The organism is Mariniflexile jejuense (assembly GCF_042675665.1).
Classification (GTDB): Bacteria; Bacteroidota; Bacteroidia; order Flavobacteriales; family Flavobacteriaceae; genus Mariniflexile; species Mariniflexile jejuense.
This window is the reverse complement of record NZ_JBHTJI010000001.1, coordinates 879,151-897,013: the sequence shown is the minus strand read 5'-3', so window position 1 is coordinate 897,013 and position 17,863 is coordinate 879,151. Positions and strand designations below refer to the sequence as shown.

Below are 17,863 nucleotides of genomic sequence, written 5' to 3'. Positions count from 1 at the left end.
ACTCAGACTAATTTTGGTCTGAGTTTTTTTTATCTAAATTTTTGTAAATATCATACAATGTTGAAACATCAAAATCATTAGCATTGCCATTATGGATAATTAAGCGGTAACGCAATGTGGTTGGTTGTGTTTTAGATAAAAAAACTGCCTTTGCTCCAGGATACGGATACACTGCATTTTGCATACTGCGTTTAGAACGTAAAATCCATTGGTTAGATGGTTGTGGGTTGTTTGGATGGCATAATATGGTAATTCCGGATTGTTTATATTCTTTAGTAAACGAACCAGAAATATCTAGCCAACCATCTGCTTTTACGGGTAAGTTATTAGGTATTACAATTCCATCTGAACCTGTAAAAACAATATCGTTTGGTAATTTAATTCTAGGTGAAAATCCACCATAGCCTTTTTCGTCTTCAGATCCGCCTATACGCATATTATCTTCCAAAGCAAGTAGTGATATTTCAATGTCAATTAGTCTGTAATTTGTTTCTTTTGGGTAAACACGAATAGTTGTAGTTTCTTTAACTACAGGTTTTTCATTGCTATTAGCATCTAACCATTGGTTCGATTTCCAAAAAACGTTTGCTTGTATCGCTTTGGAATTATCAAGTTGTTTAAGTTCCTTAACTGAAGTTACATCCCAACTGAAATTTTCAATTTCCCAGCCATCACCTATACGTTTATCGCCAATATAAAGTTGATGCCATGCCCAGAAAATGCCTCTATGGTGTAAGTGGTCTTCAGGGAAATCTTCGGTTAAAACAGCACCATCTAATGTGTAAAGTGGGTGAATGTAATTTGCTCTTTTATAAGTGCCATTTAAAGATTTTTCAGCAATTTGATAATTTAAAATGGAGTCGTTGTTTTCAGTGAAATAAGCAACATTTTTTTTAATACTAACAGTAACTGTTGAAGGGTTTAAGTGTTTTTTAAAAAAAGAATAAAGTGTATTTAAAGCTTCAGAAGTTTGCGGTACAGCATGACCAGTTCCGTAGTTAATCAAAGTAGAATTAGTAACTTTTAGTCTATCTAATTTTGTTTTGAAATGTGTAATTTGGTCATGATAATACGGCGCATCATCTGTATTATAAAAAAATAAAACAGGTGCAGTTTTTGAAGATTCTACTAAATAGCTAGCACCCATAGTTTCCCATAAATTGTGATTATCTTCTAAACGTCCCCAAGCCCATGGACATCTGGTTTCTAGATTTTCATCACCATCATTTAATGAATTATAAATTTGAGTATAATCGAAAACTCCTGGGCCAAGAGCTGCTGCTTGCACATCATCAGAAACACCAGTATTAAAACCTGCATTTTCAAATTCAGGTACATTTTTGTCACCAATAGCCATAGAGCCAGCTGTAGAGCCACGTGAAAAACCGTAAATGCCAATGTTTCCTGAAAGTCTTAAATCGTTACTCATGCTTCGCAAGGTTCTAATAGCCGATTTTACTTTTTGCACAGCATCAGGATTTACCTGGTATGATTTATAAGTATCGTTTTTGCCATTAATGGGTTTTCCGCTACCCCAAGGGCAATACTTTGGGTGGTCGGCAATTGCCCAAGCCATATTGTGTGCTGGTAAACCTTCTAAAAAGGAATCGTTAAAACCAGCAAAAGTGTAAGGTAGAAATGTTCGTAAATCTTTATTTGCATTGGTTAATTTGCCAGTTTTACTATCAAAAGTTGCATAGCTGTTGCTGTAGGAAAACGATAAAACTATGGGAACAGTTTTAGTTGTATTGGCTGGATAAATGATATCCATGTATAGCATGTCGCCTTCGGTATATGCTTCAGGTGTGTTGTAAACATCAGGATTATCTTTAAAATAAGGAATGTTTTTAGCAATTCTATAACCTTCAAATAAAATATATGAATTGTTGGTGGAGCAGTTGTTTAATCCGCAGAAATTACTAGATGCTAATTGATTGTTAATAGCTATAATATCTTTGTTTATTGTTGTAGCTGAAGCGTTTTTGTTTTTTTTATAATCAAATTCAATTACACGATAACCTTGAGATAGTAACCAATTTACATCTTCTTTATTACTGTTTTGTCCAAGTTTATCAAAACCTAAATTTTCAAGGTATACTATAGTTGCGTAATTGCCTTTGTAGTCTTTAACAGGTTTTTTTGCTTCAGTTGTTTTGTAAGTGATGTTGTTGCCTGTAACTGTACTAGACCATTTATCTGTTGATGCACAAGAATTAGTAACTGCAAATGTCAATAACAAATAAACTAATTGTAAATGCCAAATTTTCATCATGCTACAAAGCTAATTAAAATTGTAGTTAAAAAGTTATTGATTAATCAACAAAGCGAATCCTATTTTTTCCAGAGAGAAGCATCAAATCTTTTAAATCATAATACTTAACAACCCCATACAATACATTGGTATAGATATCTTTTTGTATTGGGTTTTCTAGATAATTGTAAAAAGACTTTATGGACTTAGATACTTCGGTTTGGGTAATTCGATTATCTAAATACGTAGCATGAATGGCAGTTGGGCCATACAAACCATTTGCTATTAATTTGATTTCTTTACCATTTAAAGTTGGTATTTTATTAATAAAATCGAGAATTGTTATCACATCAATTACTCGTTGCCCCATAATAGGTTTGCCAATATGCATGCTTGCCATGGCATTTCGGTATTCCCAGTTCCAATATTTGGAGTCGTTAAGATTTGATGGGTCGGCAGTTTCACCAAACCCTCGTAAATCGGTTAGAATTAAAATTGAGCCTTGGTTTATATAATCATCAATAAGATTTTCATTAGAAAACACATCGTCTTTTCCACTTTCATTTAGGTATAAAACGATATTGCTTTTAGCACTTACATTTTCTGGTATTAAAACCAAGCAAGGTAAAGGCATTTGTCCGTTTCTATTTATTTGATATTTGTATAAATCAAATTTTCTTAAACTACTTGAACCTGTTTGTTGAATATCTATATCGCCTTTTGGAATTTCAATTCCTAGCAATTCTAAAACCTTACTTTTAATAACTGTTTCTTCATTTTTTAAAAATATGATTCTTTCTTTATTATAATTATTATACAACTGTTTTTGATATTCTGGGATAGACACATTATCATAAATAGCAGTTATAACCTGCCCTGTTGAGGTGCATTGTAAAGCATCTAAAGGTATTTGGATATGTTCGCTTTCAGTTACATGAGTATCATCATTGTAAAACCATTTTTTAAACCAAGTAGCCATTGCTTCTCGTTTAGGTTTTGGCATCCCATGACCACTTTCTGCAGAAAACATACTTATTTTTTCAGGACTTTCTAAAGTGGTATAAGCATTTTTAAGACCTTTAAATGCTTGTGTAGCACCCCAATAATCGACAAAATCATATTTGCCAGACATTATTAACAAAGGTTTTGGTGCCATCATAAGTGCAAAATCAGCGATTTCAAGTTGTTCTCTGCCTTCGTATGGTATATGCTGACAACCATCAGAAGCGCCATAAATTTCTAGAACTTTTTCACGTTGTGTAAAATAACTGCAAATGGTAGCTACTTTAATACGTTGGTCAAGACCAAGCATATAAGTTGCCTGCGTACCGCCACCTGAACTACCATAGACACCAATGCGATTTTTATCTATATCCGAACGGGTTTCTAGATAATCAATAGCACGGTGGTTATCCCAATATTCATAAGCAACTAAGCTTGTTCCAATTAAATTAGCACCCGTATTTAGTAAGGTATGTTCAGTTGTAGCGCCACGAGTTTGTGATTTACTTCCATTATCTACAAATTGAATTCGTTCGCCTTGACCAATAGGATCAACTACCAAAACAGCAATTTTGTTTAATGCTAGAAGTCTAGCAGCATTTGAAGATGGTATTTTTCCACCAAGTCCATGACCACACAATTCTAAAGTAACAGGAAAAGGACCATTGCCATTAGGTATATATAGATTTGCAGTTACATAGCGTTTGGGAATACTTTCAAAAATAACCTTTTCAATTCTAAAACCTTCAAATTGAGTAACACCTAAAACTTGGGCATTTAGTTTGCTTTTTTCGGGTAAGTCTCCAATAATACTTTTATAATTTTTAATGCTTTTATCTCTATATTTTAAGATGCCTTTTTTTGTTTTAAGAGCTTCATTAAAGCTTATTTCACGATTAGCATATTGTTCATGAACATCGCGTAACAAATAATTGTTGTAAGCTACATTCATTTGCCATGATAATGCATTTGAATTTCTTTGAGCTTGCGTTTCATTAATTAAAAAGTATAAAAATATTAGCAAAGAAGTTTTTAATAATTTCATATTTAAACGAATAAAAGTTTTTTAAAATTAATTAAAATATGAATAGCAATAAGTTTATATTCTGTTATTGCCTATGTTATAAACCAAAAAGGCTTCCAACATAGGAAGCCTTTTTGTGCTATTAATCAAAAAATTATTTTTTAATAATTATTTGTTTGTGTACAACTTCGTTAGTGTATACGTTTAGTAAGTAGCTACCAGTACTTAGGCTACTAATATCAACAGATTTTGAATCACTTTTAATGCTTTTTACTAAAGCGCCTACCATGCTGTAGATTTTTATTTCTTCAATTTTGGCTCGAGTTTCAATTTGAAACGTGCTTGCAACTGGGTTAGGATACAGTTTTAGTTTTAAAACTTCAGCATTTTTATCTAAGCCTAGTGTTGTGTAAACCGTTTTTATGTAAAAAAGATTCGCAGTATTATTTTTAGTAATTGAATGTACTCCTGCAGGAATATTTGGAATTGTAACAATACCAGCTGATGCCGTAAAATCAACATTATCAAGCTTTATTTTTCCTGTAAAATCTGCATCAAAAACTAGCGTTAAACTAGAAACAGCTGTAGTTGTATAAGTGATAGATGTAGCAGATTCAATTTTTAAACGTCTGGTTAAAGTTAATCCATCGTAATTTTGCGTTCCGTTAGTTGAGTTCATGTTTCCAGAAATAGTATAAAAAGTACTTGTTTTTTCTGAAATAGTAAAGTTGTGAATTAAATCTCCAGTTGAAGTAGTACCAACAGTTATGTTACCTGATTGTGATACTGGTGTTCCAGAACTCCCTGAAGTTGCTATGGTATAGCTAACATCGGCAGTAGGCGTTCCAGAAATGGTAACAGTTTTTGAAGGCATGTCTTTAATAAAGCTAATTCCAGAAGCGGGTATGCCTGTTACTGCAACATCGGTAGCGTCTCCGCCCCAAGTATATACAATGTTTGTTATGGCATTTCCTTCAGTTACGGTTTGCTCATTACTTCCAGAAGTAAGTACTAAGGTTTGACTGCTTGGTGGTTCGTTTATCCCTTGTACACATACTAGATTAGTACTGTAAGAAGTAAGTGCCGATTTTAGTGCTGCATTTACATCTGAAGCAGCATCATCAACAGCATTGTTGAATGTCCAGGAGAAATCGCCACCATTTTGTCTTCCGGAATATTGCATTACGTTTGTTTTAGCGTCTTCTGGAGTATCAACGGTGTAAGAGTACCAAAGTACACCATTGGTGTCAAAATTATTATAAGTGTTTCCTCCTGATTTAGACGTAATAATGTTTGGAACTGTTTCATTTTTAGTAGCAGTAACAACAGCGTCAAATTCTACTGTAGAGGTTGTAGGACCATCTGTTCCATAAGGATCGAAACGTGTAGCTCCAATAATGGTATTTCCAAAAGCTTTAATAGTGCCACCAGCTTCACCCGAAAAGGTTGGAAATCCATAGAAAATATCAGTACCTTGTAATGAGGTCAGCATCGGATATTTACAGTTTCTAAAATAGTTGTTTTCTACGAATACTGAAGATCCTAATGTTGAGCCAACACCATATTTTGAATTTCCATCGTAATAATTGTTGTATACGTGGGCAGTATAATAGCGCACACGCGGATGACGAGAATCGGAATGGTCATACCAGTTATGGTGGTAAGTAATTAACAAATCAGGATCACCTTGTGTTTCACTAAGTCCAAGAAGATTAGATTTTCCAGAATCCCAAAAGTGATTATATGAAAATGTTACATGAGTAGAACGTTTACAATCTAAAGCACCATCGCCTTTAGCTTGGTCTGAATCACTTCCTGCATCACCATAAAAGAAATCAACGTTGTGTACCCATATGTGATCGTTATCTTGTTGTAAACCAATATTATCGCCTTCACCACTATTACAGTTCATGGTGCCAATATTTCTTATTTCAATATTAGATGCATTTTTAATTCTTATACCCCAACCATCGGCTACAGCATCATCACCAACACCTTCAAATGTAATGTGGCTGTTTGCATTTTGTTTATTTTCAATTACAACATCACCATTAAGTAAATAAGAAGGGTCTGTAATTTGACCAATTAAACGAATTATTAAAGGGCGTGAGTCGTTACCTTTTTTGAAACCATCTAAAATAGTTTGAAGCCCAATACAAGGATTTGCATTAGCACCTGTAACATTTAGTTCTATTGTGTTTTTTGTGTCTTCAGTAATGTATAAAATAACGGCACCAGTCATTACTGTACCATCAAGGTTATACGCGCCAACTATTCTGTTATTTGAAAAAGCAAAACCAGCTCTATCATGTGGAATTACTGTGATAGAAGATGTTGTACTTGCATTTCCTTCAATACCACTAATTACAGGTACAACAGATAGGGTGTAAGCACCTGCTTTTAAACCTAATACGTCTGCTCTATAGATGTTGTTATTGTAGCATCTTATTAATTGTGTGTCAATTTTTTTATTAGTAATACCTTCACCTGTATAGTACACATTGTAGCTTTCGGCTTCTGCAATTGGTTGCCATTTTACGTAAGCAGATTCAAACCAACCGCCAGATTCATTAATTGTTACTGTTTGCGACCATACTTGAACTGAGGCAAGCAAGATAGTCATGTAAAGTAATAGTTTTTTCATTTTTTAATTTAAGTTTTAGTTTGTTGAGTAGGATTAATGTACTTTTTTACTAAAGTAATTTTACATTGTAATCGATTGCACTAAAGTAGATTTTTTTTTAATTCAAACTATTTTTTTAAAATAAAATCGTTAAAATGCAATCAGAAAAACGATAATAAGTGTTTCTTGAAATCTTTTACGTACAAATAAAAATCCCTAAAAATTATAGAAGCGAAAGGAAATAACATATAAAATACGTTATATTAAACTATAAAACCTTTTTTTATAATGGTTTTTAGTCATAGAATTATAATGTATTATATTGATTGTTAATTAGTTAAAATTGTTCTTTGCTAAAGCGAATTTTTATTTTCTTATGTAGGTTAAAAATGTAAAATCAAATTCGTTTTTCTCATCCTTTTTATGAAAAACAGTATTTGATTCTTTCCAAATAGAAGTGTCAATTTTTGGAAAAAAAGTATCGGCAGGAAATGATTCGTGTATGCGAGTTAACTCAATTTTATTTGCAACCAAAATGGCTTGTTTGTATATCTCACCACCACCAATAATATATGGTTGGTTATCACTTTTAGAAGCTTCAATAGCGGCATCTAAAGAATTTACTAAAATAACACCTTGAGGTACTTTGTAATCAGTTTGCCTGGTAATAACTACGTGTGTTCTGTTTGGTAATGGTTTTGGAAAACTTTCAAAAGTTTTGCGTCCCATAATAATATGATGACCACTAGTTAGGTTTTTAAAGCGTTTCAAATCATCACTTATGTGCCAAATTAATTTGTTGTGTTTACCAATAGCATCGTTTTCAGCTGCAGCAACAATTATAGTAAGGTTTGATGTATTAGGAATCGCTTTTTTTTTTAATAAGGTATCATCAGAAGGTAATGTTTGCTTTAGTTTTTCAATACGTTCGTTTTGTTTAGCAACCAATTTGTTTAATTGGTGTTGTTCCCAATCTTTCCCCATAAATTTATGTGTAATAAATACATTAAACGTATGGTATAAAAATAGAAATAGCCAAAATAAAATGGCAAATACAAACCAGTTTGTATCTAAAGGTTTAAAGCTTTCACCAAAACCTAAACCCAAATTAAAAAGTATTAAAAATACAGAACCAATTAAAAAAATAACAAAGTGAACGTACAAACGTTTTTTTTGCTTGATACGTTTTTGAGCATTTTTAATAAGCTCTAATTGGTCTTTATCTATTTGCGGGATATCTTTCTTTTTTCCGAACATATTACTTAAAAATAATGGTAAAGTTACTATTTTTTGATGATACTTAATAGATATTTAGAAACTTAGTAGTATATATATTTTACAATTAAAGTGCTTGAAAATCAATTAAAAGCATGAATTTTATATTAACAATATTATAATTAAAGCGCAACAACTATTATCAACTTTAAAGTTTTATGAATTGATATTATTAAATTGATAATTCTTTGTTGATTAATACATTAAAAGATTATGTCTGAGAAATTGTTTTATAAATTTGCTTGGTAAACAACACAAAAAATTAAAATTATGGCTATTACAAAACAATACTTAAAAAGCAAACCTGTTTGTAAAGTGACTTTTTCAATTGAAGCAGAAGATGCAAAAAAAGTTTCCGTTGTAGGAAGTTTTAATAAATGGAATGCAAAAGCAACACCGCTTAAAAAATTAAAGAGTGGTACTTTTAAAGGTACTGTAGATTTAGATAAAGACAACTCATACGAGTTTAAATATATAGTTGATGGTGAATTTATTAATGATAGTGCAGCCGATGCTTATGTATGGAATGATTTTGCTTCTGCTGATAATAGCGTGGTAAATGTTTAGTTAAATCCTAAAAATTAAACAAAAAAGTGCTTTCATATGAAGGCACTTTTTTTGCTTTTATTTTCGTGGTTTTGCTACTTTTTTAGGGTTTACAACATTAAATACAATGGGCAACGCATAAGGAACTGTAACTGGTTCGCCTCTTTGGTAACCAGGTTTATCCATTTTAGGCATTAATTTAATAACCCTAATAGCTTCTTCTTCCAATGCAGGATGAGGTGCTTTAGCTACTATGTCAATAATATTACCATCTCTATTTATTTTGAAAATCACATTAATTTTAACTCTACCGTCTGGAATGCCTAAGCCATTAGAGACATTTGTGTTAAAATTTTTAGCAATATGCTTAGAAATGGATATTGACATACAGTCCTTTAGTTCTTTATTACTCAAAGTATGATCGCAACCTTTGTAAACAGGAACATTTTCAATAACTTCAAAAGATGTAACTTTAGAGTTGTTATCATTATTTAAATCGTCAATTTCTTTTTCTTGCGAGAATGATATAGCACTCAGCATTAATGCCAATAGAACACTTGTTTTTTTCATAATTATTAAATAGCAACAACGCCTTTTATATGTGGATGCGGGTTGTAATCTATCAAGGTGAAATCTTCAAAAGTAAAATCGAAAATATCTTTTACCTCAGGGTTTAATATCATTTTTGGTAGTGGTCTAATATCTCTAGAAAGTTGTAATTCCAATTGTTCATAATGGTTGCTGTAAATATGCGCATCACCAAAAGTATGTATAAATTCTCCAGCTTGATAGCCACAAACTTGTGCAACCATCATAGTAAATAGGGCGTAAGATGCAATGTTGAAAGGTACACCTAGAAAGATATCGGCACTACGTTGGTATAGTTGGCACGATAGTTTTCCTTCGGCAACATAAAATTGAAAAAAAGCGTGACATGGTGGTAAAGCAGCTTTTCCATTAGCAACATTTACAGAAAATGATTTTGAAGTATCTGGTAAAACTGAAGGATTCCAAGCCGAAACCAGCATACGCCTGCTATTTGGGTTGTTTTTCAACGTGTCTATAACTTCTTTAATTTGGTCAATTTCGTCGCTATTCCAGTTTCGCCACTGGTGACCGTACACAGGTCCTAAATCGCCATGTTCATCAGCCCACTCATTCCAAATACGAACACCATTTTCCGTTAAATATTTAATATTGGTGTCGCCTTTTAAAAACCAAAGCAATTCATAAACTATCGATTTTAAATGTAGTTTTTTGGTGGTAACCATAGGAAACCCTTTACTTAAATCAAATCGCATTTGGTAACCAAAAACACTTTTTGTTCCTGTTCCTGTTCTATCTCCTTTTTCGTTTCCGTTCTCTAAAACGTGTTTTACTAGGTCGTGATATTGCTTCATAAATAATGCGCTACAATTGTGAGGAATATATATAAAAAAACAGATTTAATTCTGAATTTAAAAATAAAAAAAAGCGTTGACTTTGAAAGTAATGGACAATAAATTATATTAAAAGTTATTAACTAACTTCTTTTAATGAGTTATGGTTTCCTTTATTTCCTCAGGATTGTGTTTGTGTTTAAATAATATAGCAAATGCTATGGCTATTACCAAAGAGTAAATGGCAAACGTAAGCCAAATGTTATGCCAGTCTTTCCCTGTGGCTGTTGTAAAATAATGGTCAATCAAATAGCCGCTTACAACACTTCCGAAAATTGCTCCAAAACCATTGGTCATCATCATAAATAAGCCTTGCGCTGAAGAACGAATTTTAGAATCTGTTGATGTTTCAATAAATAGTGAGCCAGATATATTGAAAAAATCGAATGCCATGCCATATACAATACAAGATAAAATAATCATCCATAATCCTTCACTGGGATTACCATAGGCAAAAAAGCCAAACCGTAAAACCCAAGCTATCATACTAATAAGCATAACCTTTTTAATACCGAAGTGTTTTAAGAAAAATGGAATTGCTAAAATAAATACAGTCTCAGATATTTGAGAAATAGACATGATGATAGTTGAGTATTTAACTACAAAAGAATCTGAATATATGGGGTTTAGTTTAAAATCATCTAAAAATACATCACCATATGCATTTGTTAATTGCAATGCAGCACCTAAAAACATACTAAAAACAAAAAACAAAGCTAGTTTGTAATTGGCAAATAATTTAAAAGAACTTAAGCCCAATAATTTTATAAAAGATTTGTTCTCTGAAGTTTCACGCTGAGGCTCGCATTTTGGTAATGTAAAGGAATATATACCTAAAAACACTGCGGCAATGGCTGCAATATAAAATTGATTTTCAGACGCCTTACTTCCAGATAAATTGGTAATCCACATGGCGGCAATAAAGCCGATAGTTCCCCAAACACGAATTGGCGGAAAATCTTTTACAACATCGAGGTCGCTTTTTTTTAATGCATTATAGGCTACAGAATTTGATAGAGCAATAGTAGGCATGTAAAAAACCATTGCCACTAAAATTACCCAAAAAAAAGAAATAGGATTATTAACCATAGGCACAACTATTAAAGTAAGCCCTCCTAATATGTGAAGAATCCCATATAGTTTTTCTGCATTTAGCCATCTATCTGCAATAATACCGCATAGGGTTGGCATAAAAATAGAAGCAATCCCCATGGTTGAAAAAATGGCTCCAAATTGAGCACCATCCCATCCTTTTGTTCCAAACCAATAATTAGCAACGGTAATTAACCAAGCTCCCCAGACGAAAAACTGAAAAAAGTTCATTATTATTAATCGTACTTTTATGCTCATTTATGGAAAGATGTTAAATTGGATTATTCGTGTTTTGAAATTTCATCACGAATATGCGCTGCTTTTTCATAATCTTCATTTGCAACTGCTTCGTCTAATAGGTGTTGTAATTCCTCAAGTGTTTTTCCTTTGTAGTTTTCTCGAGGTGTTGTATTTGGTTCAAGTTCATTAGCAATTAAGTCGTCCATCAAAATACTATCTTGGGTATCGTCTTCCTCGTCTTCCTTTTTAGGATTCACTTTTAAGTAAATTCCAGCTTTATCAAGAATGTTTTTATAGGTGAAAATAGGTGCATCAAACCGAAGTGCTAAAGCAATAGCATCACTAGTTCTGGCATCAATAATTTCTTCAATTTTATCGCGTTCGCAAATTAAACTGGAATAAAAAACGCCATCAACTAATTTGTGTATGATTACTTGTTTTACAACAATGTCAAATCTATCGGCAAAATTTTTAAATAAATCGTGGGTTAATGGTCTTGGTGGACGAATTTCCTTCTCTAAAGCAATGGCAATAGACTGTGCTTCAAAAGCACCAATTACAATGGGTAATTTTCGGTCGCCATCTACTTCGTTTAAAATCAATGCGTAAGCGCCGTTTTGGGTTTGGCTATAGGATATTCCTTTTATATTTAATCTTACTAAACTCATAAATTTATTAAAACGCAAAGAACTGTTTAAATTAGGACTTTACCAACTGCTAGATGCAGATTTAAGAATATAATGCTAATTTAAGCAGTTCTAATAACGATACAATTTATAAAAAATAATTTATTGTTGCGCTTTAAAGGCTTTTAATTTTTCTATTAGTTCTGGAACTACGGTAAATGCATCTCCAACAACACCATAATCGGCAGCTTTAAAAAATGGCGCTTCAGGATCGGTGTTTATAACGACTTTAACTTTTGAGGCATTAATACCTGCTAAATGCTGAATAGCACCTGAAATACCAATAGCTATATATAAATTTGAAGCAACAGGTTTTCCTGTTTGCCCAACATGTTCACCGTGTGGTCTCCAACCTAAATCGGAAACTGGTTTGGAACAGGCTGTTGCAGCACCTAAAACAGATGCTAATTCTTCAATCATACCCCAATTTTCTGGTCCTTTTAAACCACGACCGCCAGATACTACAATGTCTGCATCAGCAATACTTACTGTATTTGAAGCTTTGTCAACCGATTCTACTTTTATACTTAATTCTGAAATTGAAGGCGAAAAATCTTCCGCTACAGCGTTACCATTTTTTTCAACCAAACCAAATGCATTGTTTGATACACCAACAATTTTAACATCGGTATTTATGGTTAACGTTTCAAACGCTTTATTTGTGAAAGCAGGACGTTTTACTGTAAAAGACGATGTGATTGAAGGTGCTTCAATAACGTTTGAAGCATAACCTGCATCTAAACCAACTGCTAAAAGTGGTGCTAAATATTTGCTATTTACGCTTGAACTTAATACAATTACTTTTGTACCTTCTTTTTCAGCAGCTTGTTTTATAGCTTCTGTGTAGGCTTTGGCATTAAAGTTTTCTAAAGATGCGTTTGTAACTTTTAAAACCTTGTCTACACCATAAGTTCCTAATTCTGAAACATCATTCGCATTTATTGTAATTGCTGTAACAGAAGTTCCTAATTTGTCGGCTACTGCTTTGGCATATGAAGCAACTTCTAAAGCGGCTTTTTTAAATTTTCCTTGGTCTGATTCTGTATATACTAAAACTGACATAATTTTTTATTTGTCATCCTGAACTTGTTTCAGGATTTTATTAATATTTTTTAAACTTTGATTAGATTCCGAATTAAGTTCGGAATTATTTAGTCTTCGCCTAAATAACTTTAGCTTCGTTATGAAGTAAACTTACTAATTCGTCTAAATTATCTGGCGACACTAATTTTATGGCGCCTTTTGGAGCTGGTTTTTCAAATTTAACTGAAGCTGTTTCGTTGGTAGCTTCAATAGGTTCTGCAACTGTTAAAGGTTTTTGGCGCGCCATCATAATACCACGCATGTTAGGTATGCGTAAATCACTTTCTTCAACCAAACCTTTTTGACCACCAATTACTAAAGGTAGTGATGTTGAAACGGTTTCTTTTCCACCATCAATTTCTCTTACAGCTTTTGCAGTTGTTCCATCAATTTCTAAACCAATGCAGTTGTTTACAAAGTTTACGTTTATTAAACCTGCAATCATACCAGGTACCATGCCACCATTGTAATCTATAGATTCACGACCAGCAATAACCAAATCATAACCACCATCTTTTACAACATTGGCTAATTGTTTTGCCACCGAAAAACCATCGGTAGCAACTGTATTTACTCTAATAGCAGCATCGGCACCAATAGCTAATGCTTTTCTTAAAGTTGGTTCGGTTTCTGCGCCGCCAACATTAACAACAGTTACATTTGCACCTTGTTTTTCTTTAAACCACATAGCACGTGTTAAACCAAATTCGTCATTAGGGTTAATTACAAATTGAACACCGTTGGCATCAAATTTTGTATCACCATCGGTAAAATTAATTTTAGATGTGGTGTCTGGAACATGACTAATGCACACTAATATTTTCATAATTATGTTGTATTAAATATGTATAAATTTATTGAGGTTACGAAGTTAATTATTTTATTCTGAATATTTACTATGCATGCATAGTAAATTTTAAATAATTCTTTTTAAATGGTATTTCATTTATTGTTATTTTTGCAACTCGAATTAAAATATATTTAATGAAGACAATTCAATTTAGAGAAGCTATTTGCGAAGCTATGAGTGAAGAAATGCGCAGAGATGAAAGCATTTACTTAATGGGCGAAGAAGTAGCAGAGTATAATGGTGCTTACAAAGCATCAAAAGGAATGTTAGACGAATTTGGTCCTAAACGTGTTATTGATACGCCAATTGCAGAACTTGGTTTTGCAGGTATAGCGGTAGGTTCAACCATGACAGGAAATAGACCGATAGTTGAGTATATGACTTTTAACTTTTCTCTGGTTGGAATTGACCAAATTATAAATAATGCTGCAAAAATTAGACAAATGTCTGGTGGGCAGTTTAAATGCCCAATTGTTTTCCGTGGCCCAACAGCTTCAGCAGGACAATTAGGAGCAACACACTCACAAGCATTTGAAAGCTGGTTTGCAAATACACCAGGCTTAAAAGTAGTAGTACCTTCAAACCCTTACGATGCAAAAGGATTACTAAAAGCTGCAATTCGTGATGACGATCCAGTTATTTTTATGGAAAGTGAACAAATGTATGGCGATAAAGGCGAAGTGCCAGAAGGCGAATATATTATTCCTTTAGGAATTGCAGATGTAAAGCGTGAAGGAACAGATGTTACTATTGTATCTTTCGGAAAAATCATCAAAGAAGCTTATATTGCTGCAGATGAACTTGCTAAAGAAGGTATTTCATGTGAAATTATCGATTTACGCACTGTTCGTCCTTTAGATAAAGAAACAGTTTTAAAATCTGTAAAGAAAACAAACAGATTAGTTGTTTTAGAAGAAGCTTGGCCATTTGGAAATGTTTCAACTGAAATTACATATATAGTTCAAGCTGAAGCGTTTGATTATTTAGATGCGCCAATAGTAAGAATAAATACAGCAGATACACCTGCGGCTTATTCACCAGTTTTAATGGAAGAATGGTTGCCTAATAGTGACGAGGTTGTTAAAGCTGTTAAAAAAGTATTGTATAAATAAATTAAACTTTTTTACGTTATATAAACTTCATTAGCATAATTGTTGATGAAGTTTTTTTGTATTATGAGCCCAAAACTACTAGTTACATTTTTCTTCTTCGGAATTATTTCGGTATTCGCACAAACCAAAGTTAGTGGTTATGTGTTTGATGAAAATAATCAGCCCATTTCATTTGCTAACATTATCTTTAAAGGGTCAACACAAGGCACAATTACCGATGAAAACGGGAAATTTTATTTAGAATCTATCGATACTTGGAGTGCTTTAACCGTATCATTTTTAGGTTATGAAACCTTAAATGTTCCTTTAACAAAAAAAGTTAATTACGATTTAAAATTTATTCTTAAAGAAGAAGCAGCACAATTAAATCAGGTATTTATTGTAGCAGGAAAACAATCTAAAAAAAATAATCCAGCTATAGATTTACTTAGAAAAATTTGGGAACACAGGCGTAAAAATGGTTTAAAACATTACAAGCAATACGAATATAGTAAATACGAAAAAGTAGAATTCGACATAAATACCATAGATAGTACGCTTATAAATAGCAAACTGTTTAAAGGTATGGAATTTGTTTTTAATCAGGTAGATACATCAAACGTTACCGGAAAAACCTATTTGCCAATATTTATTAACGAAGCAGTTTCCACGGTTTATGGCGATAATGTTGTCAATAAGAAAAAAGAAGTTTTAAACGGAAATAAAAATTCTGGTTTTAGTGATAATCAAATCATTATAGATTTTGTAGACGACTTGTATTCTGACTATGATATTTATGATAACTACCTAAAATTTTTCGATAAGAGTTTTGTAAGTCCGTTATCAAGAACCGGAATTGGCACTTATAATTATGTATTGAAAGACAGTGCATTTATTGATAAAAAATGGTGTTATAACATTATTTACTACCCACGCAGAAAAAATGAATTGACATTTAAAGGCGATTTTTGGGTAGCCGATTCAACCTATGCTATTAAAGAAATAAATCTTCAAGCATCAAAAAGTGCTAACATCAATTGGGTAAAAGATATTTATATTGAACAAGAATTTGAAGTAGTAAACGATTCAATTTTTCTTGTAAAACGCGATTATATGATGAGTGATTTTGCGTTCAACAAAAAAGAAAAGTCGAGAGGTGTTTATGGAAAACGAACAACATTATATGACAATTATAAGTTTGATATAGAAAAAAACAAGAAGTTTTACGAAGAAGAAGTTTATAACTATAATCAAGATGTATACGACAGAGACGATGATTTTTGGTCTCAAAATAGGCTTGAAGCATTAAATAAAGACGAAAAAGGTGTTTACAAAATGTTAGACACTTTAAAAACGGTTAAAAAATTTAAAAGACTTTACAACTTAGGAAGTATTTTGGCTTCAGGCTATATAGAATTTAATGAATTGCCACTTGATTATGGTCCTATTTTTTCAACGTTTGGTTTTAATGAAGTTGAAGGGTTGCGTTTGCGTGCTGGCGGACGTACTTATTTTGGTAAAAACGACCTTTGGCGTTTAGAAGGCTTTACAGCTTACGGTTTTAAAGATGATAAATTTAAATACGGCATCTCAGGAAAATGGTTGTTAGATAAAAAAAGCCGATTAATTATTTCTGGAGGAAACAGGCGTGATGTAGAACAAATAGGAGCAAGTTTAACAACAAGTACCGATGTTTTAGGCCGAAGTTTAGCATCATCAGCTGTAATAGGTACAGGAACAAATGATAAATTAACATCTATAAATTTAACCAGTGTAGCTATTGAAATGGAACCTTGGCGAAATTTTATTCTACGATTAGGTGGTAATTACAGAACATTATCATCAGCATCACCAACGTTTAGTTTAGATTATTATACAGATTCTGGTATTGAATCTGAAATTAAACAATATGAAACTGCACTATCTATTTCGTATTTTCCAAAACGAAAAATGACAGGCTTTGGCGTAGAGCGTTTAAATGCAAATGATGATTATGCTAGTGTTTTTGCACAAGTAAGTCGTGGTGATAAATCTGTGTTTAATAGCGACTTTAATTATACAAAAGTGCAATTTTCATATATACAGCCATGGCATGTAGGCGGTTTTGGTAGACTAACAACAACCGTTGAAGCTGGTAAAACTTTTGGTGAAGTGCCACTTGGGTTGCTTAGCGTTATTCCTGGAAATCAATCCTATTTCTCAATTTATAATACATTTTCACAGTTAGATTTTTATGAGTTTGTTTCCGATACATATACATCGTTGCAATTGGAACATAATTTTAACGGACGTTTCTTTTCTAGAATTCCATTTTTAAGAAAATTAAACCTGCGAGAAATTGTAGGTATACGTGGTGTTTGGGGCGAAGTATCGCAAGCTAATAAAGATTTAAATGCTTCAGGTTTAATTTATCAATCTCCAAACGATAAAATGTATTACGAATACAGTTTTGGAGTAGGAAATATTTTTAAAGTATTTAGAATAGACTTCAACTTTAGAGGTAATTATTTAGATGAGGTTCAAAACCCAAATGCAAGAAAATTTGGTATTACAGGTTCGTTTGGATTTCATTTTTAATTATTTTATTCAAAATGAATATTTTTTTTATTTTTCATTACTAAGTTTTAATAAACCATATCAAGATTGTTGTTTTGCAAAATT

General features: G+C 32.4%; 13 protein-coding genes. 3 read left to right on the top strand and 10 right to left on the bottom strand.

Features of this window, described 5'->3' with window-relative positions; genetic code table 11:
* Positions 1 to 7: 7 nt before the first annotated feature.
* From ACFQ1R_RS03895 to ACFQ1R_RS03880, 4 genes are all read right to left on the bottom strand, one after another.
* Positions 8 to 2,272: a DUF6807 family protein gene (locus tag ACFQ1R_RS03895; protein ID WP_379924795.1), complete on the bottom strand. Its 2,265-nt coding sequence runs from the start codon at positions 2,270 to 2,272 to the stop codon at positions 8 to 10.
* Positions 2,273 to 2,312: 40 nt separating this feature from the next.
* Entirely contained in the window at positions 2,313 to 4,298 is a 1,986-nt protein-coding gene (locus ACFQ1R_RS03890) for an alpha/beta hydrolase (RefSeq protein WP_379924794.1), read from the bottom strand.
* Between the two features lie 133 nt (positions 4,299 to 4,431).
* Positions 4,432 to 6,921: a pectate lyase family protein gene (locus ACFQ1R_RS03885; protein ID WP_379924793.1), complete on the bottom strand. Its 2,490-nt coding sequence runs from the start codon at positions 6,919 to 6,921 to the stop codon at positions 4,432 to 4,434.
* 345 nt (positions 6,922 to 7,266) lie between these two features.
* Positions 7,267 to 8,157: a dihydrofolate reductase gene (locus ACFQ1R_RS03880; protein WP_379924792.1), complete on the bottom strand. Its 891-nt coding sequence runs from the start codon at positions 8,155 to 8,157 to the stop codon at positions 7,267 to 7,269.
* A gap of 288 nt (positions 8,158 to 8,445) precedes the next feature.
* Between ACFQ1R_RS03880 and ACFQ1R_RS03875 the strand changes: the two genes are divergently transcribed.
* Positions 8,446 to 8,742 carry an isoamylase early set domain-containing protein gene (locus ACFQ1R_RS03875; protein ID WP_379924791.1) on the top strand — a complete coding sequence of 99 codons (297 nt, stop codon included), beginning with the start codon at positions 8,446 to 8,448 and terminating at the stop codon, positions 8,740 to 8,742.
* A 57-nt stretch (positions 8,743 to 8,799) separates the two neighbouring features.
* Here ACFQ1R_RS03875 and ACFQ1R_RS03870 read toward each other — a convergent pair whose 3' ends face one another.
* From ACFQ1R_RS03870 to ACFQ1R_RS03845, 6 genes are all read right to left on the bottom strand, one after another.
* Positions 8,800 to 9,291: an energy transducer TonB gene (locus tag ACFQ1R_RS03870; protein ID WP_379924790.1), complete on the bottom strand. Its 492-nt coding sequence runs from the start codon at positions 9,289 to 9,291 to the stop codon at positions 8,800 to 8,802.
* Between the two features lie 5 nt (positions 9,292 to 9,296).
* Positions 9,297 to 10,121, bottom strand: a complete 825-nt coding sequence (locus ACFQ1R_RS03865; protein WP_379924789.1) for a thymidylate synthase — start codon at positions 10,119 to 10,121, stop codon at positions 9,297 to 9,299.
* Between the two features lie 132 nt (positions 10,122 to 10,253).
* Positions 10,254 to 11,510: a nucleoside permease gene (locus tag ACFQ1R_RS03860; protein ID WP_379924788.1), complete on the bottom strand. Its 1,257-nt coding sequence runs from the start codon at positions 11,508 to 11,510 to the stop codon at positions 10,254 to 10,256.
* A gap of 23 nt (positions 11,511 to 11,533) precedes the next feature.
* Entirely contained in the window at positions 11,534 to 12,160 is a 627-nt protein-coding gene (locus tag ACFQ1R_RS03855; protein WP_379924787.1) for a bifunctional nuclease family protein, read from the bottom strand.
* 120 nt (positions 12,161 to 12,280) lie between these two features.
* Positions 12,281 to 13,240 (bottom strand): electron transfer flavoprotein subunit alpha/FixB family protein, encoded by a 960-nt coding sequence (locus tag ACFQ1R_RS03850; RefSeq protein ID WP_379924786.1) that lies wholly within the window; start codon positions 13,238 to 13,240, stop codon positions 12,281 to 12,283.
* 100 nt (positions 13,241 to 13,340) lie between these two features.
* A complete protein-coding gene (locus tag ACFQ1R_RS03845; protein ID WP_379924785.1) occupies positions 13,341 to 14,087 on the bottom strand; it encodes an electron transfer flavoprotein subunit beta/FixA family protein in 747 nt (248 codons plus the stop codon).
* A gap of 158 nt (positions 14,088 to 14,245) precedes the next feature.
* On the opposite strand from ACFQ1R_RS03845, the gene ACFQ1R_RS03840 reads away from it, so the two are divergent.
* Positions 14,246 to 15,223: a pyruvate dehydrogenase complex E1 component subunit beta gene (locus ACFQ1R_RS03840; protein WP_379924784.1), complete on the top strand. Its 978-nt coding sequence runs from the start codon at positions 14,246 to 14,248 to the stop codon at positions 15,221 to 15,223.
* A 63-nt stretch (positions 15,224 to 15,286) separates the two neighbouring features.
* Positions 15,287 to 17,779 carry a DUF5686 and carboxypeptidase-like regulatory domain-containing protein gene (locus tag ACFQ1R_RS03835; RefSeq protein WP_379924783.1) on the top strand — a complete coding sequence of 831 codons (2,493 nt, stop codon included), beginning with the start codon at positions 15,287 to 15,289 and terminating at the stop codon, positions 17,777 to 17,779.
* Positions 17,780 to 17,863 lie beyond the last annotated feature (84 nt).

Excerpts from the sequence above, each read along its gene's own strand:
- ACFQ1R_RS03880 (WP_379924792.1), bottom strand. The coding sequence starts at position 8,157 with ATGTTCGGAAAAAAGAAAGATATCCCGCAAATAGATAAAGACCAATTA.
- ACFQ1R_RS03845 (WP_379924785.1), bottom strand. The coding sequence starts at position 14,087 with ATGAAAATATTAGTGTGCATTAGTCATGTTCCAGACACCACATCTAAA.
- ACFQ1R_RS03875 (WP_379924791.1), top strand. The coding sequence starts at position 8,446 with ATGGCTATTACAAAACAATACTTAAAAAGCAAACCTGTTTGTAAAGTG.
- ACFQ1R_RS03865 (WP_379924789.1), bottom strand. The coding sequence starts at position 10,121 with ATGAAGCAATATCACGACCTAGTAAAACACGTTTTAGAGAACGGAAAC.
- ACFQ1R_RS03860 (WP_379924788.1), bottom strand. The coding sequence starts at position 11,510 with ATGAGCATAAAAGTACGATTAATAATAATGAACTTTTTTCAGTTTTTC.
- ACFQ1R_RS03870 (WP_379924790.1), bottom strand. The coding sequence starts at position 9,291 with ATGAAAAAAACAAGTGTTCTATTGGCATTAATGCTGAGTGCTATATCA.
- ACFQ1R_RS03890 (WP_379924794.1), bottom strand. The coding sequence starts at position 4,298 with ATGAAATTATTAAAAACTTCTTTGCTAATATTTTTATACTTTTTAATT.
- ACFQ1R_RS03855 (WP_379924787.1), bottom strand. The coding sequence starts at position 12,160 with ATGAGTTTAGTAAGATTAAATATAAAAGGAATATCCTATAGCCAAACC.
- ACFQ1R_RS03850 (WP_379924786.1), bottom strand. The coding sequence starts at position 13,240 with ATGTCAGTTTTAGTATATACAGAATCAGACCAAGGAAAATTTAAAAAA.
- ACFQ1R_RS03835 (WP_379924783.1), top strand. The coding sequence starts at position 15,287 with ATGAGCCCAAAACTACTAGTTACATTTTTCTTCTTCGGAATTATTTCG.
- ACFQ1R_RS03895 (WP_379924795.1), bottom strand. The coding sequence starts at position 2,272 with ATGATGAAAATTTGGCATTTACAATTAGTTTATTTGTTATTGACATTT.
- ACFQ1R_RS03840 (WP_379924784.1), top strand. The coding sequence starts at position 14,246 with ATGAAGACAATTCAATTTAGAGAAGCTATTTGCGAAGCTATGAGTGAA.
- ACFQ1R_RS03885 (WP_379924793.1), bottom strand. The coding sequence starts at position 6,921 with ATGAAAAAACTATTACTTTACATGACTATCTTGCTTGCCTCAGTTCAA.